The organism is Legionella sp. MW5194, from assembly GCF_016864235.1.
Taxonomy (GTDB): Bacteria; Pseudomonadota; Gammaproteobacteria; order Legionellales; family Legionellaceae; genus Legionella_C.
The window spans coordinates 1,379,142-1,403,851 of record NZ_CP045732.1 but is presented as its reverse complement, the minus strand read 5'-3'; the positions used below and the strand labels follow the sequence as shown (position 1 = coordinate 1,403,851).

Genomic DNA, 24,710 nt, shown 5'->3' with positions numbered 1-24,710 from the left:
GGGGTGGTCCCTTTAGCTGCTGACAGCCCGGTCCCTTTATGTGATGACTAGGTGGTCCCATTAAGTGCTAATGGGGTGGTCCCTTTAGGTGATGACAAAGTGGTCCCATTAGGGTGCTGAATGACAAATATAGAAACATTTATTTATACCCCTGGTAAATACTTAATAATTCCTGATTTCCAGAGACCATATTCTTGGGACAAAGCTAATATCGCTTCTTTTATAGAGGATCTTAAATATGTAATGGAGAAAGATATAAATCACTTCTTCGGCAGCATAGTTTATATAAATGATGGCCATAATAAGACAATTATTGATGGACAGCAAAGAGCTACAACTGTACTTCTTATGCTTACAGCCTTATATCACATAATAGAAAGTAACTCTTCTTTGTCCAATATACCTGCGGAAGCTATCAGAGAACAATATCTTTATAACAGCCAACCTTACAGTGAGGAACAAAACAGAATTAAACTGCGGACTGTCACAACAGATAATGAAATTTTTGAACTAATATTTGAGAAAAAAAATTAGTGAATAATCAAAAGGAAGTAAATTGTATCAGGCATATGAACATTTTTATGCATATTTTAAGGAAAAAGATACCTTACATAAATATATAAATGCTTTATCTAAATTTGAAATTGTTACAATTGCTCTTGATTCCTCAGACGATAATCCACAAAAAATTTTTGAGAGTATTAATTCAACAGGAAAACCATTAACTGATGGAGATAAAATCAGAAATTTTGCCTTGATGCTTAACAATGAAAAATCTCGTAATTTTGTTTTAAAAGATTATTGGAAAAAAATAGAGCAAGAATTAACAATAGCAAATAAAGATTATATATCTGACTGGTAGTGTTCAAATAACTGTGTCATCTCTAAAAATTGATATAATTTGTACAATTTTGTAGAGGTGACAATGAATAAGAATAAAAAAATAGATTTAGCGAATTTTGATTTCAATGATTTCAAAGCAGATGCGATATCTCAATTAAAATCAGGTCAATCCTTGACGGGTAAAGACGGGATATTAACGCCGTTAATCAAAGAACTATTAGAAGCTGCTTTGGAAGGTGAAATGGACACGCATATGGAAGCGTGCCATGAAACCGGACTTACGAATCGACGCAATGGCAAAACGACCAAGACCATACAATCCACTTCCGGTGTTTTGATTTAGAGACACCAAGAGATAGAGACGGTAGTTTTGAGCCAGAAATTGTCAAGAAGCGTCAAACTGTATTGAATGAATCCCTAGATAACAAAGTTTTAGCCTTATATGCCCTGGGTATGAGCTACGAAGCCATAAGTGAACACCTAGCCGAGATGTATGGTTTAGAAGTATCGTCAGCTAAAATCAGCCTTATCACAGATAAATTACTTCCTATGATTACCGAATGGCGCAATCGGTCTTTGGAGTCTGTATATCCTATTGCTTTTTTAGATGCCATGCATTTTAAAGTACGTGTCGAGGGGAAAGTGACTAGCAAAGCGTTTTATACAGTTCTTGCAGTAACACCGGAGGGCGGAAGGATATTTTAGGTCTTTATTTATCTGAAAATGAGGGGCTCGCTTCTGGCTTGGTGTTCTAAATGACCTCAAAGCCCGTGGCGTAGAGGATATCCTCATTGCAAGCATTGATGGGCTTAAAGGGTTTCCTGAGGCGATTGCTGAGGTGTTTCCTAAAACCGAAGTGCAGCTTTGTGTGGTTCATCAAATTCGCAACTCCCTAAAGTATGTAGTCAGTAAAGACCAGAAAGCGTTCATGGCCGATTTAAAGCTTGTGTACAGAGCAACCAGCAAAGAGCTAGCCGAGCATCACTTAATAGAGTTAGAGATAAAATGGGGCAAAAAATACCCCGCTGTATTGAAGTCATGGAATAATAACTGGGAGGCTCTATCCCAATATTTTAAATACCCAGAAGAACTCAGGCGCATTATTTATACTACTAACATTGTGGAAGGCTTTCATCGACAAATCCGCAAATACACTAAAAATAAAGCCGCTTTCACCAGTGAAAACGCCCTTATTAAGCTCATTTATTGTGCTTGCCAAAAGTGCTGGAAAAATGGAATCAGCCCATGCACAATTGGGCGCTTATCATTTCCCAGTTACACATCTATTTTGAAGATAGATTAAATATAGGGCTTAGATAACTAGCGAGGTGACACAGTTAGATGAACACTCTCAAAAAAACTTGATGGTGCAAATAATTTTTTTATTGGATTAAACCTGAAACCAGGGGAGCAATTTTCACTATAGCATCATGAAACCCTGAGATTTCAGCAACTTTTTCAATTTTAGACCAAATGTATCCTACAATAGTTTTATCAGGGCTATTTTTTGCTAATTGATCTTTTAATGTTTCTATATCAACTGAAACTTCAAGCTTTTGGTTATCATCCAAATTACTTTTAGCGATAGTTTGCTTTAATGTTTCTAACTCATCGTGAAGAGGCTTATAATTTACATTTACAATATTACCATTACCAATGTTGATAATACTGCCTTCACCACCAATATTTATTCCCGGATATCTGATATTTTCACGATAATCAGAAGGAGCTTCTAATTTATCTATTCCAGCCGAAGAGATCACATACCAAGTTAAACTTGAAGGAATAGTATTTCCTTCTTTTGTTTTAACCGTTTTGGTTATTTCTGACTCATTAATCCATCCTTTATCTATTAAATAGGTCAGATTTGCAATAACCTCTTTTGGAGAAAGACCAAAGCAATCCTTTAATCCTTTTTTAATTTCACTAATTTTAGCTTCAGAACCATTTTTACCACGTCGACTTTTAGCAGAAGCATTTCTATCATAAAACCACTGCAAAATTTGGTCTCGAATTTTATCATTCGGATTCATGAGCTGTCCTTAATAACATCTTAAATTATTCCTTATTACTGCGAGACAGCTGCGACACAAAAACAATTTGGCTCTTTCTCATTTAAGGGGGCACTTTAATCAAGTTAGTTTAAACTAACCCATTGATTTAGCGATCGAAATGGAGATTAAAGTGCCGAAACATGATCTTATCTTAAATTTACCTGGCTTTTCCATAAAAAAAGTACGGGGTTATCAACCTTTGATATTGGAACTTTCTTACAACCGATTACCAAGATGTGGCCATTGTCAAAGTAAAGAAGTGCGCAAGAAAGATTCCTACATTCGTACTGTTCATCACGAACTAGTAGGTCACAGACGCAGTCTCTTACAATTCAAAGCCTATAAGCTTTATTGCAATCGTTGTCATCGTTATGGCAACCAGCAATTTCCTGGTATTAATAAGTATCAACGTTCCACTTGGCGTCTACAAGCCGCTGTTTTTCATAAACATACCTCGGGGATTTCTCAAAGCGAGTTAGCCAGTCTATTTAAGAAGGGTAAGGCAACCATTGAACGATGGTATCAACGCCACTATAAAGAACAAGATAAGGAGCGGACCAATGCATACTGCCCATCCGTTTTAGGAATTGATGAACATTTCTTTAACCGAAAACAAGGATTCGTTACAACACTCTGTAACTTAAGAAAGAATAAAGTATTTGATATCGTCAAAGGGCGAAGTGAAACCGACCTGGCCGCTTACCTCGCTGCTTTACCGGGTAAAGAGCGGGTTAGAGTCGTCTGCATCGATTTAAGCACTACCTATCGTTCCATCGTTAAAAAGCATTTCCCCAACGCCAAAATAGTCGCTGACCGATTCCATGTCATTCGCTTAATGCAACACCAATGCATGATGACTTATAGGGAACTTGCAAGCAACGTCAAAAGCAATCGCGGCATCATGGCGCTCTTAAGAACCAAGCCTGAACGATTAACACCCTTAAAAAAGCCAAGCGCGATGCTTTCCTGGCAGACAATCCAGCTATTGAAGCCGTCTATCAATTCCAACAACAGTTACACAATATACTCATGAAAAAATGCTTACCAAGAACCGAGCACGTCAGTTAATCCTCGCTTTTGGAAATGCTCGACGAACTGAAGCAAAGCCCCTTTAAACCTCTAGCAGCTCTAGGTAAAACGCTCGATAACTGGAAAGAAGAAGTTGTTTGTATGTGGCGATTTAGTAAATCAAATGGTATCACTGAAGGCTTTCATCGGAAGATGAAACTGATTCAACGTCGTGCTTATGGTTTTAAAAACTTTGAAAATTATAGAACAAGGGTTAGAGTACTATGCTGATGATTGAGTGCCCCCGTAATTGGGAAAGACCCAACAATTTGCTTTATAAAAATTTCATAACTTATTGATTTTACTATGCCGTTGCGCGGAATCGAACCGCGGACCTATTGATTACGAAACTTTATTATATCGATATCAAATAATATCATTTAATTTCAAAAAACGCTAGAAACCCTTTATTTATAAGAAATTATTGAATTTTATGAATTCAATTAGTATCATTTGATAATATACCTATACATAAATATTGGTACCAAAAATGGTACCAAATTACAAAGGACTGTGTAGATGAAATTTATCGACAGCTACATTAAAAATCTCGCACCAGAAACCACTTGGTTTGAAAAAATAGAATCGTCTGGATTAGGTGTTAGAGTAATGCCTAGCGGTAACAAGTCTTGGTTTTACCGTTTTAGCATGGGTGGAAAACGACAAAAGATGAGTTTAGGGAAATACCCTGCCATTAGCCTTAAGCAGGCTCGTGAGTTTCTTATTAAAGCTCAATCCTTAAAAGAGCAAGGGATTAATCCTATAGAACATACCAAATTAGAAAAATTAAAAGAAGACAATACCTTTTCAAAATTAATACAGTCTTGGTACGAAAATTATGCCGTTAAAAATAGAAAGCAACCCCGCCCTATCAAATATCAGATTGATTCAGAAATAATTCCTCTATTAGGCGATACTGTGCTTGATAAGTTACAAACCAAAGACATTACAATCGCCCTCGACAAAATAGTACAACGAGGAGCACCCATTCACGCTAATCGCATTCTTAGCACTATTAAACAAGTTCTAAACTATGCTGTGAGTCGCGGCTATATTCAACATAATCCGGCTACCAATATACGATCACGTGATATCGGCGGTATGGAAAAGCCTCGGGAGCGAGTACTATTGCCCGAAGAAATAAAAACTATCTGGAAATTCCTTGAAAGTGATCTATGCCAAATGTCCGGATCAGCTCGGTTAGCCATTAAAATTATTATATTAACTGGTGTTAGAACAGGTGAAATCCGACTGGCACAATGGCATCAATTTGATTTTGAGCAATCTTTATGGACTATTCCTCCCCAACATTCAAAAGGAGGAATAACTGTAAAAATACACTTGAGTGAACTTACAAAAAAATTACTTCTTCAATTTAAAGAGCAATCTTGCTCCCCTTTTGTAATTCCAGGCATAACGAATGATGTCCCTATGTCCAAAGATGCCCTTCCCCGCGCAATTAAAAGAATTCAGAATCGTGTGGGTATTCCTGAATGGACTGCCCATGATTTGAGGAGAACCTTCGCCACACAATTGGGCGAGTTTCTTAATATTGATCCTGTAGTGATTGAAAAATGCCTTGGCCACAAAATGCCTCGCATCATGGCTACTTACAATAAAAATGAAATGTTACCCCAACGTAAAGAAGCATTGGATGCTTGGGCAAGCCATATTGCAAGATTAATCTCATTAAAGGATTGAAAAAGTCATATGAACTGCTCTATAATTAACTTAACACAACCGCCACGCCTAGAGGACGTAAGTCCTTGCGTAACCTTGGCGGTTTTTTTATGCGCATTACTATGAATAATCCTCTCATTAAATATCTAAAGCCAGCCCTAAGCTTCCAAGCCCAACTGGAAAAACTTCAAGCAAAAGGTCTTATTATAAATAATTGGCCTTCTGCGTTGCAAAGCCTTTCAAATACCAACTATTATCGGCTTAGTGCCTACTGCTTGCCATTTAAACGCTCAGACACATCAGGCAATATCACCGAACAATTTCAAGATAAGGTTACATTTGAAAACGTCATAGATCTCTATGAATTCGATCGTAAACTAAGATTGTTGATAATGGATGGGTTAGAGCGAATTGAAATTTCAGTAAGAACCAGTATTGCTTACCACCTTGCTCATAGTTATGGGCCATTTGCTTTGTCGAATCCTCAAAATTTCCATCAGCAATTTGAACATAGTTCTTGGTTAACGCAAATTAATAACGAGATAGAACGCTCCAGAGAATACTTTATTGAGCATTATAAAAATAAATATTTGGGTTATCCTAACTTACCAGTATGGATGGCAATAGAGGTTTTATCCTTTGGTTCATTGTCTGTCTTATTTAAAGGGCTCAAAAATGAAGACAAAAGGATAATTGCTGAAGGTTATAAGTTACATCCAAAAACTTTAGTCAATTGGCTATACTTTCTAACTTATGTAAGAAATATATGTGCTCATCATAGCCGTCTTTGGAATAAAGATTTAGCCATTAAACCCAAAATTGATGCGATTAATGAATTGTGGCTACCTCCTATTACACCAAGAAATGATCGCTCATATATTATCTTGTTGATCATCAAAAAATTACTAACCACAGCTGGTAATGGCATAGATTGGGCAATATCATCTGAGAAACTTATTCAGCCAATTGTTGAAAAATACAATTGGGCTCATGAAAGCATGGGAATTCCAAGGAACTGGATAGATCATCCATTGTGGAGAGAAGTTCAATAGCCCACATTATATGGGCTATTATGCTAAGATAAACGCATGTTTTGTTGAATCCAATGACTAACTGTTTCAGAGTGCCACGCCAGTGTTGTGCCATTTAGTTTAACGGGTTGTGGAAACTTCCCGCTAGTCCACCAACGCCTTAAAGTCAAACGGTTACGACCAAGAAGCTCCTCTAAATCAGTAATAAACAAAATCTGTTTTGGCATTTTATTATCATAAACCTGCATATTGCCCCCTTAGCCCATCTCAGCGAGTAAAAACTTCTCGGCTGACCGCTCTCGTTTAATTTCCATATCGATAAACAGAACGAATAGTTTCAGCAAATTCAGCTCAACGTTTCTATTTTGAGGTAATCGGTTATGGTGATAAATCAATTGCAAATATGCAATTGGAGAGTTAGATAAGTTAGCAATTCGCTGCAACGAATAATTAGTTGCATCTAGCAAATACTGAATAATCCCCTTGTAAATACCTACTTTATAATCATGGGACATGAAACATACTCCTGTAAATCATGTGAATTAAAGTCCAATTCACGTCAAATTAACATTTAGCATCATTTGACGAAACTTATATTAAAACGATATTAACTTTATTATCAATATGTGTTTTGAAGAAATTTATATTAAGATACGATATGATATTGAATGATATCGTTTTATATGATAATTTTTTTATGACGTTCGAATACAAGGATAATTTTATGAATAAGGGACCCTATCAATCGTTTGCTAACCGCTTGATTAGCATTCTCAAAGATAGAGGATATACCGCCTCTCGCTCGCCAAATGGGATCTGTATTAAAACCCTGGCTGAGTTTACTGGTGCCTCTGAACAAATCTGCCGCCGTTATATACGAGGAGATGCTTTACCAGACTATGAAAAAGTGAAACAGCTAGCTTTTCATCTTCAAATAAATCCTGGCTGGTTAATTTTTGGTGAAGAAGGACATGCTATGCCAAAGAAGAATGAAATCGATGAAACACTACTTCATTACATCTTGAAGCAAAGCCATCATTTATACCCTGTTTCTCATGGAAGTAATGACGATTACGCCGATTTTGTGTTAGGATTGATCAAAGAAGTACGTGCAATTGACACATCGGAAAATAATTTACTAAAAATCATTGACTTGGCTATTGGTTCCATTTCTTCCTACGAAGAACAAAGAAAAAAGCACAGTCATGCCGTTTAAGAAGTTTGTAGATATGGATGTAACAGCTGTTGAAGTAAGGCTTCACCCTAAAGCAAAAGATTTTCTCTTTGAACATTATATCACCATGCGAAAAGTGTTCTCTGACGTACTCGGGCAAGTAGAAACAGACTATGCTTCCATTGCCCTCATCAATCAAGCAGGACAGATCTTTTTCATGTCCTCCAACCCAGCTATAGAGCAAAATTTAATTGAGAAAAGTCTCTGGCTATTTGACGGTTGCTATCAACCAGAGTTCATCAGCCAGGATCAACCGAAATTATGGAGCGAACTGGCTCATATAGGCTGTATAGAAGCAATTACAAAATACAAACAAACAAAACCTGGACTCATCACAGGTATCTCCATCCCTACTGAATATGATTCTTACAGAGCAATCTTTTCATTTGGATTAAAACGGATAAATCCCTATATCCAGAACAAAAGCTCCATTCATTGCGAAAAATTGTTAGCCATGGGCAAGTTCGCGTTAAGGCAAATTCAAGAGTATTTAACTTTTCCTGACAAAAAGCCCTGCATAACTACTAAGCCCATACTGACATTAATCATCAACAATCAGGTGCCCTATGAACACACTCCTAGATAAAAACGATCCTATTTTAAGACAAACCGCTGAGCCAATTGGTGAATCAGAATTTGGCAGCAGCTGGTTAAAAGAATTGATTAAGAACATGTTCGGCATTATGGCTGACAAGGGTGCTGTAGGCGTAGCTGCTCCCCAAATTGGCATCAGCAAACGCGTTATTGTATTTGGTACTGCTTACACCAAACGGAGAAAACCAGAATACCCCATCCCCGATACTGCATTAATTAATCCTGCATTAAAAATCCTATCCCAAGAAATTCAAACTGGTTATGAGGGTTGCCTTAATTGCGGTGAATTAATGGGAGAGGTTCCAAGAGCCATGGAAATTGAATATTCAGGCTTTGACATAGATGGAAATAGAATTACCAAAAAGGCTTCAGGTTTGGAAGCCCGTATCCTTCAGCATGAAATTGATCACCTGGATGGATTTTTATTTTTAGATCGAGTGGAAGATCAAGAGTCACTAACTACCTTATCGGCAATGCAAAGTAAAGGATAAACGCATGAAGCACCAAACCCGAATCATACTGGCAGGCACATTAGGCAATTTAATCGAATCATTTGATATGGCTATTTGTGGCCTACTCTCAGTCTACATTGCCAAATATTTGATTGGTGATGCTTCAAAAGGTTTATTTCTTGTATTTCTGACTTTCTTTGCTGGATACTTAGCCAGACCAATTGGGGCTATGATAATGGGTTTACTGTCTGATATTTATGGTAGAAAAATTATCCTGGCTGGCTCAATACTATCGATGGGTATATCAACTACTTTTATTGGTTTCATCCCTCCTCACAGTACTATTGGTATTTTTTCAGTTATTACTTTATTAGTACTGAGAATAATCCAAAGCTTTTCCTGTGGAGCAGAATATCTAAACTCTTCAGCTTATCTAGTAGAAAATGCCGAAGTATCAAAAAAAGGCTACTCTGGTAGCTGGGCTTCCTTTGGGGCTATGTCAGGTATGTTGATGGCTTCTCTGGTTGCATTGATAGTTACTTACTTTACCAATCATTATCCTGAACAGGATTGGTTAATCTGGCGTGTACCTTTTGTTCTTGCACTATTAGGTTCTTCGATTGGCTTATACATTCGTTTATGTATTCCTGAAAGTATGGAATATATTATGTACTATGCAGACAGACCAAAACCTAAATTTAAGAACCTGCTTTCAGAATCAATAAATTATATTAAAGACAATAAAATCCAATCTGTATATGTATTTATTTTAAGTTGTTTAGGGGTAACAACAACTTTTCAAATTTATATTTATGGTCCTATGCAAGCTCACTTATATGGGCATTTTCAAGATCATGAAATTATCTTATCAAACATACTCTCACTAATTGTTTTATTGGCAGTGTTTCCTTTAGTTGGAAAATTATCTGATAAAATCAATCGAGAAAAAATTGTTGTCTTTGCTAGTATAGGGTTTCTGATTCTTTCCCAACCATTTTTTTATGTTCTGTCTCATCATGATATTTTTAATCTCTTATTAGGACAAACTTTGATTGCAATTCCTGCTGGGGCTTATTATGCAACAGTTCCTGTGATATTATCGGAGATGTTTCCTATTAAATTACGCTGTACTGTTTTGTCAATTTTGTACTCCACAGCTGCTAGTTTATCAGCTGGTCTTGCACCACTGATTTCTTTATTATTAGTAAAAAATACTGGGTTCCCATCATCCCCATCATTATTAGTCTATGGATTAATTGGGGCTGTGTTTATAACCATAAAATTAAAACGGGGTCATCAAATAAATTTAAATTACAGATTAATTCTCTCTAAATCTAAATAAACAGTACAATATTCAACCTAAATTATGCAAGTACAAGAGCCATATGACTACAATAAATAAAGACTATCTATCTATCATCAAACAAAGTCTAAGGGGACTGCTAGATACAAAATGTGATCCTGATTGGCAATTTTTCTTTCAATCAAATGATGATTTCAAGCGACTCATGACCAATGGCAATATCAGAACCTTATTAAGTTCCAAGAGGCTGGAGAATATTGAGTTGGCCATTCAACATATTTGCGATCATCAGATTAAAGGAGATATATTTGAAGCAGGATGTTGGCGTGGTGGCGCCCTTCTGTATGCTAAAGCATGTTTAAACGTCTATGACAAGGAATGCCAGCGTACAATTTATGGCGCAGATTTGTTTCCCCAATCAAAATCCTATGTAAGTAACCGTTTTCAATTACTGACTTTAAAAATATTGATGCGCTGCCTGCCCATTTTTCCCCAAACCTTACAAAAGAAGCTGGTTAACACTATTCTTGAAGCATTCCCAAATGAAGAATACAGTGAAACAACAAAATCCAAAATTCGTTATTTCTGTAGTCAGCTAAGTTACATACCACAAAAAGACATAAATCCCACCAGTTATGACGATGTTATAGAGGCCTTCAAACGATACCATCTTTATGATCAAAGGGTAAAGCTAGTTCAAGGCTGGTTTGACCAGACATTTCCTGACCTGAAAAAACAAATTAAGGAATTATCATTGCTAAGAGTAGATGCAGACTTCTATCAATCTACCTTACATGCACTAACTGCATTTTATCCAAAATTGAGTGAAGGCGGTATTTGTATCATCGATGACTATGGTGGTTTTGATGACTGTAAACGTGCCGTAGATGAATATCGCTCACAACACAACATCACCTCTACTATGCATTCGGTGGATGGAATCTGTTACTATTGGTTCCAATCAGGCAACGGGAAAGAGTATGTTCTTAACCAACCCCGATAGCCGCTTTCCCGGCTCCACTTCAATAAAATCTATAAAGCCCAATGATAGACAGTATTGAATACTTTGATTCCAATAAACCGGATTAACTAATTGCGAACTCAATACTGTTGTCCAGGGATTTTGACAATCAACGTGGCAACGGGCAGTAGCATTAAGAATAATGGGGAGTTTTGCTGGTGCAAAAGTATAGGCGTCTAATACGGATTTAAACATTTGGCTCACGTCACTCATCAATGGGGAGTGAAAAGCACCAGAGACAGCAAGAGGTATCCATTTAGCCTCTTTGAAAAATTGTGAACAACCTGAAATTGCATCCTGAGTTCCCGCGACGATTGTTTGGTCTGGACTATTATAGTTAGCAACATACAGTGGCAATTGATTATTTTTAATTATATCTGCAACATCAGCAGCCTTTATTCCAATCACTGCAGCCATCGCGCCACCCTTCACGGATTGCATCAGCTCGCCTCTTTTTTTGACAATTTCCAAACCCGTTTCAAAGTCAAAGACTTGAGCTGCATACAATGCTGCGTACTCACCGAGACTATGTCCTAGAACCATCTCAGGCTGATAGTGCTCACGTAATATCAGCCAGGATAAGCAAGAAACACAATAAATCAATGGTTGCGTGACCTCTGTTTGATGAATATCATCACTGTCTACTCGCTTACGAATATCATATCCAAGTATGTCATTAGCAAGTTCCACTTTTTCTGGGAACTGTGCAAATAAGGACTTTCCCATCCCTTTGAATTGGGCACCTTGTCCAGGAAAAATAAATACACTCATAATCACCTAAACTTCAAAATACCAGATTTTTTCTGCATGCGAAATCCAATAAAATCTTGTTTGTTATCTATATTCAAATAAATATTACGCTGCTTCACTTGAGCAAATGTCAATCCAAGTTCACTATGATATTGATGACCTGGATACACTTTAATGGAGTCGTCAATGACCCGTTTTAAATGGGACAATGATTCATACATCATGCCAGGGCATCCACCACGAGTGTGACAAAAACCGCAACCTTCATTAAACAAAGTGTCCCCGGTAAATAGGTTATCTTCAATTTGATAACAAACACCACCCATGGTATGGCCAGGAGTATGGTGCACTAAAACCGTCATATGAGTACCTAAAGTAATGATTTGTTGCTGGGGTAAAATGCCTTGTAATCGATAGCAGTCAAAATCATAGTAATCAATTTCGCGCTGACTCATGTAAACTGGCACATCATATTCTTTTGCCAAAGTATTGGCTAAATGACTATGATCAAGGTGGTGATGGGTCAACAATATAGCAGACAATTGAACCCCCAACTCATCGAGTCGTTGTTTAAAGGATGTTTGTTCCCACGCTGGATCGATAAGTATTGCGCTATTACTATTTTGATCAACTATCAGCGGGCAATAGTTGATAAAACTAAAGCGTTTTGTTTTTAACAGCTCAACCTGCAAAGCTCTCTCCTATCCATTGTAGCCCTGTAAAATAGTGAATCTGATAAAGATATTTATCAAAATGAATACTTTGCCCTTTTTTGATAGCAATGGTCTTAGGCTCTACATTGGCCATTTCAGCCAATGAAGCAGACAATTCCAGTTCTGGATGCTGCTTGGCGTATAGAAAGGGGGGCAGACTTAACTCACCTGTCATAGGATGGCGACTAAAGGCATCATAATATGCATACAGTTGGATATACTTTTTCGATATCTTATGGATGAGAAAATTATCAAAACACCACTGGTTAAATTGCATCTCATCGTCAAAATAGTGTGATAAGAGTTCACTCTTTTTAAATAATGAACTCACTACAAAGGACTTGGGTTCTCTCAGTTGTTTGATGATCTCACTATTTTTATAAAGCAACAAAGTACCATCTTGTTCAGCTAAAAAATCAAAAGTAAGTTTCTGCCAATTAAAATAAGATAAGCAATCCATTCTACTTTTAACAGAATGACTGTCACATAGGACTATCTTTTGCTTAAAGTGAAGATCGTTCACAAACTCGGGATAGGAATAGTGATTCACTTGAGTCACATCAGCTATCACTGTTATGCACTCCAATGGCGATTTCCATATTTTGGCTGCGCATTTGCACATTCCATTTTCCACCAGTCACCATATTATAATGATTGCCTAGCTTGTTTTTCAGCAGGTCATGTGCCTTTTCGAGTTCGTGCCACGGCAGTGCTGGAAACAGATGGTGTTCGATATGGTAACCAAAATTCAAAAAAAGATAACGCTGTAATAAGGTGGGAAACCAGGTACTGCGCGTGGTATTTATATGATCCTTCAGTTGTGGTCTATGGCTGGTTGGTTCCAGGCCAAGGTGTTGTGGTGTGGAGAGAGTCTCCCACATCAGTGCATAAAGAACTAGCGCGGGCAACAAGGAATAGAAATGAATATTCGCTGGCATTAACCAATAAAGTAGTGCATAAGAGACAACTAATACACCCATGGAAAACAAGCAATGTTTCAGGATAAATAGGTTTAGTTTATTTTCCCGCTTTAAAGTCAGAGGATATCGCCAATAAACAACATAGAGAAAAAATACATTCAATGGGATAAATGTCCGCCAACCAAAATGAAATATCCAGGGAAGCTTTTTCTTTTTCTTAGCATCCTTTAGCAAGGCAAACACCGGATCTTTATCAATATGACCAGTCCATTTATGGTGTTCTTCATGTATGAATTTCCAGGTATAAAACGGCATAAAACAAAAAATACTGTAAAAATGACCAACCAGTGCGTTAATCGTTTTACTTTTCGATAAGGTATTATGCCCACACTCATGTACCCATAAAAAGGCATGCAGCATTACTATAGCTAGTGCGAGTTGAGACACTACATACAAGGTCACTGAAGTACTTTGAATCCAATGCAAAGCAAGAAACAACAGTATGCCATCGACTAATAAAAATCCAAAGGCACTACCCAACCCTCTTGTAAAATTCAGCTGTTGACGAATTTCCTTGTACTCTTGGTTACCCATCATAATGAACACTCCAAATCAAATTCCTTAAGAAATAACGCTATGGGTTCATCCTGTAATAAACGCGTAGGCTGTATATCCAGGCCATAGATTTGTTTTATGGTTTGGGTTAAATGAATAGCAGATATTGAATCCAGACCATAACTTTGCAGCGAACGATTCTTTTGTAAAGACTCTGGTGAAATGTTTAAAGCTCCAGCAAGGATGTCAGTCAAAGAAGATGAAAAATGCTTTGATTCCCTTATCGGTGATTTGGGAGTTTCAGTTAATTTTACTCTTTTAACTTGTACTTCGTTCAAGTGGGCTTTTTTCTGGGTTACGCATGCGATGATTACTACTTGTTCAACCCATTCAGGAGTGTCGCAAAATGAAACGCTAAATCCTGCTTTTTCCAAACAAGCTACCCATTGTTCTTTACCTAGCAGTGGACTGCCGTTAATTCTACCATCTTGCTTTTGTTTATGCCACTGTGGGAATAATCCAAAAGTGGCATCTAAAAATAGACTTGATGCAACGGCTTCATTAATGATCAGATGACCGCCAAGAGATAAGCTCTGATTAAGTCGAATAAGTGTCTGTGGCAAATCCTCACAAGTATGAAGAACATTGCTGGCGATGATTAGTTCATAAGCATTTTGTGCCTGATCTGTATTGATATCAAATTGTTGCAAATGCAGATTGGTTGCCTTAGAAAATCGTTGTTTTGCCTGTTCGAGAAAATCAAAATTAATATCGGTGAAGGTATAATCTAAATCCAGGTAACCTTCCACCAAAATTTCTGCTGTTGTCGCTCCTGTTCCGGCTCCAACTTCTAAAATTGGTAGTCTTTGATTATTATCACAAATCTCATGCACAGCCTTCGCAACCACTCGATTATAATATTGTGCCAAGGGATTAAATTGATAAACCCCTCTGACTAAATCCTCGCAACCATTTGGAAAAAGAACTTGTTGAGGACTTAGTTGTCCAGAAAGGACTTTTGGTAATAACGAAACACAACGCTCAAGCAGATTTAGGAAAGGTTCCAAATCAAGCGTATCTTTAAACTGTCGCCAGCGCCTGGTTAAGAGCTGATTATCATTTAATGCGGCCAAATCATGATTATGACTGTTTGCCACTTTCAGCAGATGCTCGACTAAATTCTGCAAATACTGGTGATATGACTGCAGCACATGATGATGATTAAGACATGGTTGTCTATCTTGCGTAAAAATAACACCACAGCTTATCAAAGTGGACCAGATTAAATCCGCCGCATAGATTTCAAGTTGTTGTAATTGTTGATGAAAATAAATCACTTGTAATAAAGACTGCTGCGACTCTTCAGTAATAGGCATAAATGCTTTCATTCCTGCATCTACTAAAAAGCAACTTACATTGGCTCTAACGGCTGTCATAACGGATAGCAATGCATCACATCCTTGTTGGCCGTTAATGGGGTGAATGCCAACTGAGCGCATCGTTTGATTCATCGCTTCATCTTTTTGCTGCCAAAATCCCCAATGGAGCAAGTTGACTTTGTCGGAGTTAAATTGCTGCACCAAGGCATCACTATAATAACAAGCCGCACTATAAGCTCCACGTTTTTCATTTTGACTATAGACTTGCGCCGATGAACTAATCAAAATCGATTGTACTTGTGGTAGCTTGGAAGCCTCTAAACAGTATTGTGTCCCCCAGACTTTAGCTCGTATTTGCTCCAGGTAGTCCTCATACTTTAAAGCTGCAATGTCGGTTTCAAGATATGTTGATCCCAAATGAATAAGGTAATCTATTCGATGATAACGCTCGACAATTTTCTCAATCGTTTCTAGAAAAACAACCCTATCGGTGCAATCAGCAGCATAATGTATTACTCCCTCTCCTAAATCAGTCGAGGTTCTGCTGATACATATACAATGGGCAGGTTGTTGGGCTAACAAGTGTGGTAGTAAATGCTGTCCAACTTGTCCGCTTCCCCCTAGTAAAACAACAATTTTATTTTCAAGGTTTACTTTCTGAGGCGAGAGATCAACCGCTACCAATTGGCGTATATATAATTGATAACCATCAAAATAATAGAGGTTTGCATCCTGACCATTTATCTTCATAGCATCTGCTAGCAAATCAAGATCAGCAATTGCTATACAGTGACATCGACAGTTATTTATTTCTTTACTGAATGACTGAACTAAACCATACATGGCTGCTGCCGGAGCATTATAAATAGTTTCAGATCTTATTTGCATAACCCCGCTGGCAATGACATGTAAATCAATCGCCATATCCTTTAAACTGGTTTGAATGGATTGCAACAAATGCAGCAATGGTTTTTGTAATTGATTGTCTTGAGACTCTAATAAATTATCGCTCATTCGACTTAAATTACCAAAATAATAGATTCTCTGTGGTTTTTCTTGCAATGCATGGACTAAACGTATTGGATAGTCTTCATCTATCAGAATGAGGCTGACTTGGCTTAATGGAAATTGATTTACTAACGCCGTCATTAATGCATGATGCGTCTCATATCCTATGATTAATATCGTTTCATGATCAGTGAACCTAAATGTCTGTAAGGTGCAAGTCTGCCATTCTTCCTTATAACATTCCAAAGGTTGATTGAATTCCGATTTAGAATAGGAGGCCATCTCATTGCCAATCCAATGGCGGTATTTCGCAAAAGGATATTCGGATAATATGAGCGGAAAGCATTCAATACCCTGATATAATGTAGACCATGGAATATCCTTGCCATTCATATAAGAAGAAGCAATCTTCCCTAAATAATTTCCAAGCTCGTTGGTTTCTACATTGAGAAAAGGCTGATAACTCACATTATCGGAGTCCGTTGTCGACAAACAGGTCTGAGTTTGCAGTTGCTGTAGGAGATCCTTATTTGGATCCAGGATCCAGCAGGCTCGATAGGGTAAATGATCACGTCCTAGAGACAACGTTTTACAAAGTGCTGTTCGATCAATGTCTGGATGTTTTATGACAAAAGTTAACCAGCGTTGATGTAACTCGTCCAATGCCTGTTGATTGTGTGCAGACAATACAAATAAGTAATATGGCAAAAAGTAAGTTGGCTGTTGTTGCTGAACATGGCTCAAAACACAATGGCCATTACTGCCACCAAATCCAAAACAATTCACCCCAATGTGCCGTAGTTCTTTGGATACCGTGTTGGATTCAATATAAAAAGGGGCTTGTAATTCAATATAAGGATTAATCTCAGTAAAATTAATTTGTTGCGGGATACATTGATGAGCAAACATTTGTAGGGCTTTGATAATGCCGGCGAGGCCAGAAACCGGTTCTGTATGACCAATATTGGCTTTAACTGATCCCAACCCAATCCTGTTTCCTTGCCCAAACACTGCAGTAATCGCTTGATATTCGACGGGATCCCCCAATTTTGTCGCTGTTGCATGCGCTTCCAAATAATCAATCTCGGAAGGAGAAACTGAGGACTTCACATAGGCTCGACGCATCACCTCTTGCTCTGCTTTACCATTTGGCGCAGTGATTGACTGAGCACGGCCTCCATGATTTACCGCGATGCCTGAAACGATTGCTTCAGTACGTAATGTTCTTTTCTCAGCAATAGACCTTTTGGTTAATAAAATGCCAGCAACCCCCTCCCCTTTGACATAACCATCGGCATCTTTATCAAAAGGCCGACACTGTCCTTTTTGCGAAATAATGTGAAGTTGTTCTGTTAACTCAACCGTTTTGAAATCACATAATAGGCTTACCCCCATAACCAGGGCATAGTCACATTCCTCATTTCTTAAAGCCTGAACTGCTCTGGCAATTGCCGACATACTACTAGAACAAGCCGTGTCGATGGTTTCACTGGGGCCATGGAAATCGTAGTAGTAAGACAGTCGATTGGCAGCAAACGTTTTCGCACAGCCAGTGATTTGATAAATATCCAAGCTTTGTTCTCTATCAGAGAGACGGGCATAATCATCAAACTGGATGGCAATAAACACCCCTACCGCTTCGCCTTTCAATGAAGAAGGCGCGATACCTGCATTCTCAAACAAATGCCAACTTAACTGTAAGAGTAATCGCTGTTGCGGATCTAGCCATTTGGCTTCTTGGGGTGAGATTGCAAAAAATGGATGATCAAAGAGGTCAATACCTTCCAAGAGCCCTATTCTTGTCTCAGGAACAGGGCCAAAGCGCTGTTGTAATGTAGATTGAGTGCACTCCTTCCCTGACACTAGATTCTGCCAGAATATAGTGGCGTTTTCGCTATCGGCAAATTGACAGGCATGTCCACATACAACGATGGGATCGTCATCACTTTTAGAAAAATCCTTAGAGGAAGTTATTTCTGCAACTGGTGAAACATTCAGTAAGTCTCTTAGATCATTTAGATTTTGAATTTCAAAAAATCGGCTGGGATTAAAGTTCTTATTGAAACATGTGGATATTTTTTCAGCAAAACTAGCAAGAGTCAGAGAATTAAAACCCAGTTCCTGAAAGGATTTTGTTGCATCAATTTTATCCGATGGAATCCCTAAAATAGCCTCAATCATTGCCAACAAAGGATCGGTCTGTGTTTGTTTATCTGATTGAAAATTTATTTCCTTTGGCAACTGTAAGCGGCCTTGCAGGTAACTTTTCAGGGTTTGTTCATTGCCAACAAAGGGTAAATATTCGCCCCCACTTAATGATAATATATGAGAACAAGCACCTTTAAATGAGTCCAGTGAAAACAAAGCCAATCCTTGATTTTGCTGGCTCCAGTTGAACCATTCTCGACTTGTTTTTGCTTCCAAAGCGGCGGTGAGTATTAATGGACAATAGACTATAACATGTTCACAATTGGAGTTAGAAAATTCTAACACCGACGCGTTATCTACGGCATAAGCAGGCTCATCGCCAAAGCCAACCCAGGCAGATAAAGAAGAAATGGTGATGATTTTTTTGGGTTGCGCCAACTCCACAAATCGCTTGTAATTCTCTTTTAATTTTATTCGTGCTGCAGTGTTATCCGCTTGCCCTGGCATTAAGCCAAGACAATTAATAATGACATCATAGCTCCCAGTTTGATAAGTCGATGATAAAAAGTCGTGCTCGACGTAGCGTACATGCGGATAAAGACTGGCAAGTTGTGATTGCTTTTGCGATGCGGGACTGCGGCCATAGACATCATATTGAGAAATACCTAATGCATTTAGGGTCAAGCAAAATTGCATTCCTAATTCACCCAATCCTCCCAAAACAGCAATTTTTTGTTGCGCTAAATGACTTGGCGTTCCACTTAGTGGTAAAGAATCAAACACTGGAGTCAAACGTTGCATGTGTTGATCATAATACACTAAGCGATAGTCAAAATTTTCAAATTCCAACTCCATCAATGTCTTCATGTAGTGTGAAGGCAAGGATAAGGCTTGGGGTAAATAAATACATTTTATCTGCGATTGCGTTAACCTGACATTAGATACAATTGAAGCATGAGCCATCATCCAGGTATGCTGTTCTTGGGTCAACAAGATAATTTGCAAAGAAGGATGGCGAGAGATCAGTTCAGTTAAGATTGATTCAATCTGATTATTTCGGCATTGCATTGCAGTAACCGACAATAAACAGGCTGATGGCTTTTCGGATGCTTCACTGAAATATTGTGGTAGTACAGAACTTACAGGCTGAAGAACGGTAAATGCTTGCTTAGGTTCGTGTAACGCTGATATTGGTTTAAGTGCTTTATGGAACCATTGTACGGACGAAAATTGATGCTCCTCTTCCAGCCAGTAGGATTGCAAATCATAGTTTGTTTTCTCGCGTTGAATTAAATTATGTTGGACATTTCCTACAATGCAATGAGTATTACTACCACCGGCCCCAAAACAACTGATCCCAGCATGGTTAAACGTAACATTTTCCTGATACCGCGAAGCCACACTCAAAACACCAAGAGATGGCATGAGCTTAGGATTCAATGGCTCTGCATGAATAGAGGGATAAATGACCCGATAATGAAATTGGGCGATCACCTTCATCAAACTGGCAAAGCCTGCAACAGGCTCTAAATGTCCCATATTACTTTTAACACTACCAACAGGAAGATTCCGCTGACGCCCGGAAAAGACTTGATGCAAACCTTCCATTTCAATGGGGTCACCTAAGGCAGTGCTGGTACCATGTGCCTCGACATAATCAATATCTTCTTCAGTTAGTTTGGCAAGAGTAAGCGCTTGGCGAATGGTACTGGCTTGGGCATTAGCACTAGGTACCGTAAAACCTTGACCATGCCCTCCATGAGTACTTGCAATGGATTTTATCACTGCATAAATAGAATCCCCATCAGACAATGCTTGCTTCGCTTTCTTCACCATTAAAACAACAACCCCCTCTCCAGGTACATACCCATTGGCATGCATAGAGAAAGGCTTGCTTTCACCAGTTGGGGATAAAAATTTATTTTCTACTAAAGCAGACAACTTAAAGGGATGAGAACAAATATTCACAGCACCAACAAGCATGGCATCAATAGGTTTAGTTTTGAGGGTTTGGCAAGCCAAATCCAACGCATTTAAAGCTGAGGAACACATCGAATCGATGGTAAAGCTTGGTCCGGTGAGATTACAAACATAGGATACCCGGTTCGCAATAGCGGCCAAAATGGATTGGGGTTTCGGTGATTGTAATTCTTTGTTAATAGCAATATTTTGGTAACTATTAAACATTGCGCTAGCAATGACCCCGATAGCTTGGCCTTGTTTATTGGTATATCCCGCATCTTCCAGACAATGCCAGGCATGACTTAAAAAAAGTCGTTCCTGTGGATCCATCAGCTTTGCTTCATTTGGAGAGATGTTAAAAAATAGTGGATCAAATTGGTCTATGCCCTCCAAATACCCTCCCCAAGAATAGGGTTGTTCAGACCATGGTCGTTCTACTTTCTTGATTGACGATTGTCCTGCAGCCAGATTGTGATGTAATTGGAAAAGTGTATTGGCGTCTGGAAGTTGAAAAGAGAGACCAATAATAGCCATATCATCGTCACTTAACTCAGAAAGCCTCGTTTCTTCTCTTTTTCCCTTCTCCCCAGACATGGGGAGAAGGTGCCCCTTGGGCGGGTGAGGGGATTCAAGATGAACATCTGAACGGATAGCAACTGGATTAGTCTTCACGCCTAACAACATCTCATTGGCAACAGTCACACAAGCATGATTCTGCTGGATGATTTGCGTCAATAACTCCATACCCTGCTTGGTTTCCAATGGTGAAGTGCTATATTGTTGACTAAAATAAGCCACCAAATCCGGAGCTAACTGCATTCCCCCATCCTGCCAGTAAGGCCAGCTGACGCTAAAAACACGTGGACCTTTAGCGGTACTTAATCGTCGTCGTTCTGCCTGCTGGGCAAGATGATTTAATAAACTATTTGCAGCAGCATAGAGAGTTTGTCCAGGCTGACCAATTTCCGCGGATAAAGAAGAAAAGGCGCAAATAAATTTGACTTGTTCATCAGTGATAGCTTTGAGCAAACGTTCAAAGGCCAGTGGTTTAACCGAAAATACCTTTTGGATATCTTCCTTTTTTGCCTTAATTAATAAACCGTCATTTTTATAAGCCGCTAGAAAAAAGATACCATCAAAGGATTTTCCTTGTAGATAATGTTGTAATGCTTGTTCATCACACACATCCACTTGTTGGTATGGAATGTTTTGTACCTGGCAAGATTGACAAGACGGGCGATGACCTATTACCCGGATTTTTGCCTGATAGGTATTTTGTAAATAAGTTCGCAGATGTTTACTCAAACCATCACCACCACCTACGATTAGATAACTTCCTCCTGTTTGTAAGCCAGGACTATTATCTGATGACTCTATAGCTTGCTGAGTTGGAATGTAACATTGTCCATTATGATATTGAAAGACACTTTCTTTGCTTAAAACGTGGCAAGCCGCAATAGATTGATCAACATCATCACACATCAACAATTTAAGTTTGAGTGCCTTAGACTCTTTGTTAAAACTTAAAATTAAAGCTTTTAATGCAGCAAATAAAGCTTGCTGTGCGCTAGAAATCTGGATAATTACAGAAAAGGGTTCATTTTTTATCGGGTTTAGCCATTGGGATAAATCAGCAATGACCTCCTCAATGGAGTCTGTGTTATTAAAGTAACTGGTATCCAGAATAGGCCCAGATATTTTTATATTTTGTTCCCTGTTCGTTCGTTTTAACAACGAAATAGGTTGGTTTATTGATTCCTCACTGGAAAAAAGTACCAGGCTCGGGTGATATAGTGCATACTGTTTTTCTTGTAGAAAGGTAGACGAAGACGTTGAATGATTCTGAGCTGAATGAGCCAGATAATCTAACAACTTGTCAACGGTGTTGTATTCAAACAATAATGTTGGGTATACAGAAATCGCCAGTATTTTCTCTAATTTCGCCGAACAGGCCATCAACTGACCAGAATCAAAACCTAAATCAAAGAAAGAAACTTTTCGGGATAATGCCAGAACAGGCTGCTCAATGAACTCTGATAGTACCGATAATACTTTTTGTTCAAGAGACTGATTGTTATTGGACACCATTATCTCTGATTGGTAAACATGGTTATCAAATAACTGTCGAATATGAAAACATTTATTAGACAGCCCACTAACTCGTAAATAAGGCTTTCCATTGGCATCACACAACAGTAAATCACAGCTTATCAACCCCGCTGGAGCTGGTTTTTTTTCAGCAATCACCCAAAGTTCCGCTTGATCAATACGCCGAAAGACCTCAACACGTTCTATGGCGAGGGGCAAATAGAGATGATCTTTTTCCAATTGGGATACTTGGCCAAAATGCAATGCTGCAATACCAAATGTTGCACCATCCAAGAGTGCTGGATGCAAATAGAAACGATTTAGATAGGAGGTGCCTTGTTGACCGAGGCGTATCTGCATCATTATCTTTGAACTATCCACTGAAGTATTGCCGGTCACCTGCATAAAGGGACCATGTTGGATACCCGCCTTAGATGCTGATAGATAAATCGTTTGCATTGATACCGATTGACTGTCTGAGTCTGGGTCAATAAAAACGGGATCAGCCCTTAACGGCGTTGGATGATAATGAGCGCTAAAATGGACAATTTTGTCCTGATCTTGCCAATGGTAGATACTAATGGTGGACTGCGACTCGTCATAATCAAGATAGACCTCGACATGACCATCGACCGGTACTATTAACGCATTGGGATAACGAATATGACGAAGCGAAAAAGTCTCTTGTCCTAAACAGCGGGCACACATATCCCAATAAGTCACGCCAGGGAGTACATAACAACCATCGATACGATGGTCACGGACCAGGGGATTATCGCTACTTATTCTATGTTTAAATTGTTTCATAAAGCCTCTACCGCAAAAAAAGTCTGCATTGCGTCATCGCTTTTATCAACTTCAGAGGTAACTATCTCCATACTAGTATTGTAAGCATCCGTTATAATGACGTGGGCATTTGTTCCACCAAATCCAAAGGCACTGATACCAAAATGATGAACTCCTGTTTCCAAGGCCTGGTTATGACTTAATGGTGACAGTGGAGAATCCTGAAAACGATACCGTTTGGCAAGCTGAAGGTCACCCGGTTGTGCTACCAAGTATTGGTGATAACTACATAAAACCGCTTTGATCATTCCAGCCATGCCTGCGGCACTTAAACAGTGGCCGATGTTGGCTTTGACACTACCAACATAGCAATTCTGTTGCCCATACTGATTAGCAAAAACATCATTTAATGACTGCAGTTCAATAGGATCGCCCAATTCAGTTCCAGTAGCATGCATTTCGACATAAGTTAAATCACTGGCCTGCAAACTTGCTTTTTGCAAAGCCTTGGCAATCACCTGACTCTGCATGACAGGATTGGGTGTAGTATATCCCATGGTAAACCCATCATTATTGATAGCGACGGCTTCAATGGTCGAGTATATTTTGTTTTTATCCGACAATGCCTGTGTAAGCGGTTTCAGTAAGAGAACCCCACCCCCTTCACCTAGAACAATACCATTTGCACGAGCATCAAATGGCTTACATTCAAAGTCTGGCGACAAGGCACCTGCTTCATTCATGTAAGCAAATGGCTTGGTATTTTCAATGAAATCACAGCCAAGCACAAAGGCCATATCAATATCACCGTCTTGCAGTGCAGAAACAGCATGTTGAATAGCAACCAAGGATGAGGAGCAAGCCGTATCCACTAACTCGGATGGTCCCTTCAAGTCATAAAAATGGTTAATATGTGCCGCCACAAAGTTTTGCCCTCTGCCTATCAGGCTAAATGCATCCATGGATGCATTGGCATTATTATCAGGAACACGGCTACCCACATAAACGCCAATATGTTTACCCTTGATATCCGTTTGACTTAATCCAGCATCCTTAAGAGCCTTTTCAGTTAAGCTCAAAGCTAATTTGACCAAAGGATGTAACTTAACCCATTGAACCTC

The 24,710-nt window shown here is 38.7% G+C and carries 18 protein-coding genes and 2 pseudogenes (1 of these 20 only partly in view); 11 read left to right on the top strand and 9 right to left on the bottom strand.

Annotated elements, in window-relative coordinates:
* The first annotated feature begins 120 nt into the window (after nt 1-120).
* The 3 genes and pseudogenes from GH742_RS15740 (at nt 121) to GH742_RS06540 (ending at nt 2,163) form a co-directional block, all read left to right on the top strand.
* Nucleotides 121-534 carry a DUF262 domain-containing protein gene (locus tag GH742_RS15740; protein ID WP_203456621.1) on the top strand — a complete coding sequence of 138 codons (414 nt, stop codon included), beginning with the start codon at nt 121-123 and terminating at the stop codon, nt 532-534.
* 22 nt (nt 535-556) lie between these two features.
* Nucleotides 557-862, top strand: coding sequence for a DUF262 domain-containing protein (locus tag GH742_RS15735; RefSeq protein WP_203456620.1), 306 nt, complete (start codon nt 557-559; stop codon nt 860-862).
* Between the two features lie 63 nt (nt 863-925).
* Nucleotides 926-2,163 (top strand): annotated as a pseudogene (locus GH742_RS06540) (IS256 family transposase).
* A 62-nt stretch (nt 2,164-2,225) separates the two neighbouring features.
* Here the strand turns inward: GH742_RS06540 and GH742_RS06535 are convergent.
* Nucleotides 2,226-2,876: a hypothetical protein gene (locus tag GH742_RS06535; protein WP_040146636.1), complete on the bottom strand. Its 651-nt coding sequence runs from the start codon at nt 2,874-2,876 to the stop codon at nt 2,226-2,228.
* A gap of 151 nt (nt 2,877-3,027) precedes the next feature.
* On the opposite strand from GH742_RS06535, the pseudogene GH742_RS06530 reads away from it, so the two are divergent.
* The 3 genes and pseudogenes from GH742_RS06530 (at nt 3,028) to GH742_RS06520 (ending at nt 6,697) form a co-directional block, all read left to right on the top strand.
* A pseudogene (locus tag GH742_RS06530) lies at nt 3,028-4,196 on the top strand (ISL3 family transposase).
* Between the two features lie 288 nt (nt 4,197-4,484).
* Entirely contained in the window at nt 4,485-5,666 is a 1,182-nt protein-coding gene (locus tag GH742_RS06525) for a site-specific integrase (RefSeq protein ID WP_203456619.1), read from the top strand.
* Between the two features lie 65 nt (nt 5,667-5,731).
* Nucleotides 5,732-6,697 carry an Abi family protein gene (locus GH742_RS06520; protein ID WP_239005300.1) on the top strand — a complete coding sequence of 322 codons (966 nt, stop codon included), beginning with the start codon at nt 5,732-5,734 and terminating at the stop codon, nt 6,695-6,697.
* A gap of 23 nt (nt 6,698-6,720) precedes the next feature.
* Here the strand turns inward: GH742_RS06520 and GH742_RS06515 are convergent, their stop codons facing one another.
* Nucleotides 6,721-6,924 carry an AlpA family transcriptional regulator gene (locus GH742_RS06515; protein ID WP_027270711.1) on the bottom strand — a complete coding sequence of 68 codons (204 nt, stop codon included), beginning with the start codon at nt 6,922-6,924 and terminating at the stop codon, nt 6,721-6,723.
* A gap of 9 nt (nt 6,925-6,933) precedes the next feature.
* Nucleotides 6,934-7,191: a hypothetical protein gene (locus GH742_RS06510; protein WP_027270710.1), complete on the bottom strand. Its 258-nt coding sequence runs from the start codon at nt 7,189-7,191 to the stop codon at nt 6,934-6,936.
* A gap of 209 nt (nt 7,192-7,400) precedes the next feature.
* On the opposite strand from GH742_RS06510, the gene GH742_RS06505 reads away from it, so the two are divergent.
* From GH742_RS06505 to GH742_RS06485, 5 genes are read left to right on the top strand one after another with little or no spacing between them, the layout of a single operon-like run.
* A complete protein-coding gene (locus GH742_RS06505) occupies nt 7,401-7,892 on the top strand; it encodes a helix-turn-helix domain-containing protein (RefSeq protein ID WP_203456618.1) in 492 nt (163 codons plus the stop codon).
* Nucleotides 7,882-8,496, top strand: coding sequence for a flagellar biosynthesis protein FlgJ (locus tag GH742_RS06500; protein WP_203456617.1), 615 nt, complete (start codon nt 7,882-7,884; stop codon nt 8,494-8,496). The genes GH742_RS06505 and GH742_RS06500 overlap by 11 nt, the downstream gene beginning before the upstream one ends.
* Nucleotides 8,477-8,995, top strand: a complete 519-nt coding sequence (def, locus tag GH742_RS06495) for a peptide deformylase (protein WP_061514300.1) — start codon at nt 8,477-8,479, stop codon at nt 8,993-8,995. The genes GH742_RS06500 and def overlap by 20 nt, the downstream gene beginning before the upstream one ends.
* Before the next feature lie 4 nt (nt 8,996-8,999).
* The gene (locus GH742_RS06490) at nt 9,000-10,298 is read left to right on the top strand and encodes an MFS transporter (RefSeq protein WP_203456616.1); all 1,299 of its coding nucleotides are present in this window, start codon (nt 9,000-9,002) and stop codon (nt 10,296-10,298) included.
* A gap of 43 nt (nt 10,299-10,341) precedes the next feature.
* On the top strand, nt 10,342-11,262 hold the full coding sequence (locus tag GH742_RS06485; protein WP_203456615.1) for a TylF/MycF/NovP-related O-methyltransferase: 921 nt from the start codon (nt 10,342-10,344) through the stop codon (nt 11,260-11,262).
* On the opposite strand, the gene fabD is transcribed toward GH742_RS06485, so the two are convergent.
* The 6 genes in view from fabD to GH742_RS06455 are tightly spaced (at most 2 nt apart) and all read right to left on the bottom strand, a layout consistent with a single transcriptional unit that may run on beyond the window.
* A complete protein-coding gene (fabD, locus tag GH742_RS06480) occupies nt 11,221-12,051 on the bottom strand; it encodes an ACP S-malonyltransferase (protein WP_203456614.1) in 831 nt (276 codons plus the stop codon). The two genes, GH742_RS06485 and fabD, sit on opposite strands and share 42 nt — an antisense overlap.
* Before the next feature lie 2 nt (nt 12,052-12,053).
* Nucleotides 12,054-12,722: an MBL fold metallo-hydrolase gene (locus GH742_RS06475; protein WP_203456613.1), complete on the bottom strand. Its 669-nt coding sequence runs from the start codon at nt 12,720-12,722 to the stop codon at nt 12,054-12,056.
* Nucleotides 12,712-13,314, bottom strand: coding sequence for a hypothetical protein (locus GH742_RS06470; protein WP_203456612.1), 603 nt, complete (start codon nt 13,312-13,314; stop codon nt 12,712-12,714). Before GH742_RS06470 ends, GH742_RS06475 begins: the two co-directional genes overlap by 11 nt.
* Entirely contained in the window at nt 13,304-14,260 is a 957-nt protein-coding gene (locus GH742_RS06465; protein ID WP_203456611.1) for a fatty acid desaturase, read from the bottom strand. Before GH742_RS06465 ends, GH742_RS06470 begins: the two co-directional genes overlap by 11 nt.
* A complete protein-coding gene (locus GH742_RS06460) occupies nt 14,257-23,610 on the bottom strand; it encodes a beta-ketoacyl synthase N-terminal-like domain-containing protein (protein WP_203456610.1) in 9,354 nt (3,117 codons plus the stop codon). Before GH742_RS06460 ends, GH742_RS06465 begins: the two co-directional genes overlap by 4 nt.
* Nucleotides 23,607-24,710: the final stretch of a beta-ketoacyl synthase N-terminal-like domain-containing protein gene (locus GH742_RS06455; RefSeq protein WP_203456609.1), read on the bottom strand. The gene runs 6,528 nt beyond the window's last position; only the last 1,104 of its 7,632 coding nucleotides appear in the window; its start codon lies beyond the right edge, outside the window; it ends in the stop codon at nt 23,607-23,609. Before GH742_RS06455 ends, GH742_RS06460 begins: the two co-directional genes overlap by 4 nt.

What these genes read in the sequence shown, in the direction of transcription:
- GH742_RS15740 (WP_203456621.1), top strand. Translation starts at nt 121, where the DNA reads ATGACAAATATAGAAACATTTATTTATACCCCTGGTAAATACTTAATA.
- GH742_RS06535 (WP_040146636.1), bottom strand. Translation starts at nt 2,876, where the DNA reads ATGAATCCGAATGATAAAATTCGAGACCAAATTTTGCAGTGGTTTTAT.
- GH742_RS06525 (WP_203456619.1), top strand. Translation starts at nt 4,485, where the DNA reads ATGAAATTTATCGACAGCTACATTAAAAATCTCGCACCAGAAACCACT.
- GH742_RS06515 (WP_027270711.1), bottom strand. Translation starts at nt 6,924, where the DNA reads ATGCAGGTTTATGATAATAAAATGCCAAAACAGATTTTGTTTATTACT.
- GH742_RS06510 (WP_027270710.1), bottom strand. Translation starts at nt 7,191, where the DNA reads ATGTCCCATGATTATAAAGTAGGTATTTACAAGGGGATTATTCAGTAT.
- GH742_RS06505 (WP_203456618.1), top strand. Translation starts at nt 7,401, where the DNA reads ATGAATAAGGGACCCTATCAATCGTTTGCTAACCGCTTGATTAGCATT.
- GH742_RS06500 (WP_203456617.1), top strand. Translation starts at nt 7,882, where the DNA reads ATGCCGTTTAAGAAGTTTGTAGATATGGATGTAACAGCTGTTGAAGTA.
- def (WP_061514300.1), top strand. Translation starts at nt 8,477, where the DNA reads ATGAACACACTCCTAGATAAAAACGATCCTATTTTAAGACAAACCGCT.
- GH742_RS06490 (WP_203456616.1), top strand. Translation starts at nt 9,000, where the DNA reads ATGAAGCACCAAACCCGAATCATACTGGCAGGCACATTAGGCAATTTA.
- GH742_RS06485 (WP_203456615.1), top strand. Translation starts at nt 10,342, where the DNA reads ATGACTACAATAAATAAAGACTATCTATCTATCATCAAACAAAGTCTA.
- fabD (WP_203456614.1), bottom strand. Translation starts at nt 12,051, where the DNA reads ATGAGTGTATTTATTTTTCCTGGACAAGGTGCCCAATTCAAAGGGATG.
- GH742_RS06465 (WP_203456611.1), bottom strand. Translation starts at nt 14,260, where the DNA reads ATGATGGGTAACCAAGAGTACAAGGAAATTCGTCAACAGCTGAATTTT.
- GH742_RS06460 (WP_203456610.1), bottom strand. Translation starts at nt 23,610, where the DNA reads ATGAAACAATTTAAACATAGAATAAGTAGCGATAATCCCCTGGTCCGT.